This is a genomic window from Dietzia sp. E1, from assembly GCF_014145015.1.
Lineage (GTDB): Bacteria > Actinomycetota > Actinomycetes > Mycobacteriales > Mycobacteriaceae > Dietzia > Dietzia cinnamea_A.
This window is the reverse complement of the sequence record NZ_JAALDU010000489.1, coordinates 1-1,689: the sequence shown is the minus strand read 5'-3', so window position 1 is coordinate 1,689 and position 1,689 is coordinate 1. Positions and strand designations below refer to the sequence as shown.

The following is a 1,689-nucleotide window of genomic DNA, read 5'->3' as shown; positions in this document are numbered from 1 at the left end:
CAGAATCGGATCAATGCACTCTGATTCCGGAAGGGCCCACAAACACCAGGGGCACGACGCCCAGTAGCACCAAATTTATTGGACGGCGGGCATACTCGACCAGATACCGCCACGTCAACGACACAGTGAATGGGGTCGTCATCGTAAGATCGTCCTGCCGTCGACCAGGTCGTAGATGCGGTCGAAGCGCTCGGCGTCAGTGATGAAATGGCTGATGATCAACAGACTGCGCCCGGACTCGCGCCGGTCTCGGGTCAACTGCCAGAACCGCTGGTAGGTGTCCCAGTCGAACCCGGCGTAGGGCTCATCCAGTAGCAGCAGGTCAGGGTCCGGAAGCAGCGCCAAGCCGAGGTTGAGCTTGGCCCGAGTCCCCCCGGACAGCGCCTCAACGCGAGCGTGCCTCCACGCGACAAAGCCCAACGTGGTGTAGATGTCGTCTTTGGACCGCTCGATCTCGTCGTCGTCCATGCGGTAGGCCCGACCGAACAGGTCGAAGTGCTCGTCGCAGGTCAGCCTCTCGTACAGGATCGGCTCCTGCGGACAGAATCCGATGGGCCCAGTGTGGCTAATGGTGCCGCTATCTCGGGGTAAAGCACCCACTAAAATTTTCATCAGAGTTGATTTCCCCGACCCATTTTCGCCCACTAGACCCACGATCTCGCCAGGTCGAAGCTCGATGTCCGCGCCGCGCAGCACGCGTCGGGTGCGCCGTCGTGGCCACCACCCGGTTCGGTAGGACTTAGCCACACCGTGAGCGGCCAACACCACCGTCTCCCCAATAGGGCTTTCAGGCAGGCCGGTAATTGGATCCTGGTCCGTCACATCTGCTCCTCATTCAAATACTGGTAATGATCTCGCAAAAAGATGAAGTTTGGAGTCACCTCCGATGAAGGTTCAATAAACATTCTGAAAGAGCACTCCGGGATTATGGCGGTGGCATTCTTCACATTCATACTTTGAGGGAGGCTCTGCCCAACTCCGGCCGTAACACCGCATACAGTCACATTGGATGCGAGCTAGAAAATCGCGGGCCACCCACCGCGGCGAGGAGGCTACCGATGTCCGACAGAACAGAAGAGGCGATGACCTTCCAGGCAGTGCATACATGGATCGCGTCCTCTCCCGCCGCCGGTGCAGCCACCGCTGCCGAAGTAGGGGTCACCGACGCGATGAGGTGCTCTGAGCTACACCACACCCTGGTGAGGTTGCCCCTCGGTCGCGGTACGGGTGGCACAAATCGGCAGAATTCCCACTGGGCAGGCAAGGACCACCCGCTCGCCGGCCTGCCCGCCAGCGGGCTCGTCGATCCGCTCGTCAACCTATTGCTTCGCTCGCAGCTCCTTGCGTGGGCCAAACCCAGCGGGCTCTTCGCGACCCTTCCCCTTGAAAGCGTCACCTCTCCCCTCCCGCGCCGATTGAGTTCTTGTAGCTCAAGACCCCCGGACCGGATGGCCAGCCCGAGCGACAAATCGGCAGACAGTCAACCGCGGGGGCGTCGATGACCTCCCCGCGAGCCGAAGGCGGATCCCCTGCGTTAACCGGCAAACCGTCCCCGCTTCGGATGTTATGGATCACCGCCGCCCTGGCTGCCTGCTTCCTCGGTATCAAATGGGGACTGCGCGATGCGCCGCTGCTGTGGTTTGCGGCCCTGCGAACGGCACCTACTACATCGGCGACCGATACGAATCG

At 61.1% G+C, this 1,689-nt stretch carries 1 protein-coding gene; it reads right to left on the bottom strand.

Translation table 11 applies throughout. The features are described 5' to 3' along the window. Positions 1–138 precede the first annotated feature (138 nt). Positions 139–822: an ATP-binding cassette domain-containing protein gene (locus G6030_RS14395; RefSeq protein ID WP_096907171.1), complete on the bottom strand. Its 684-nt coding sequence runs from the start codon at positions 820–822 to the stop codon at positions 139–141. Between the last annotated feature and the right edge of the window lie 867 nt (positions 823–1,689).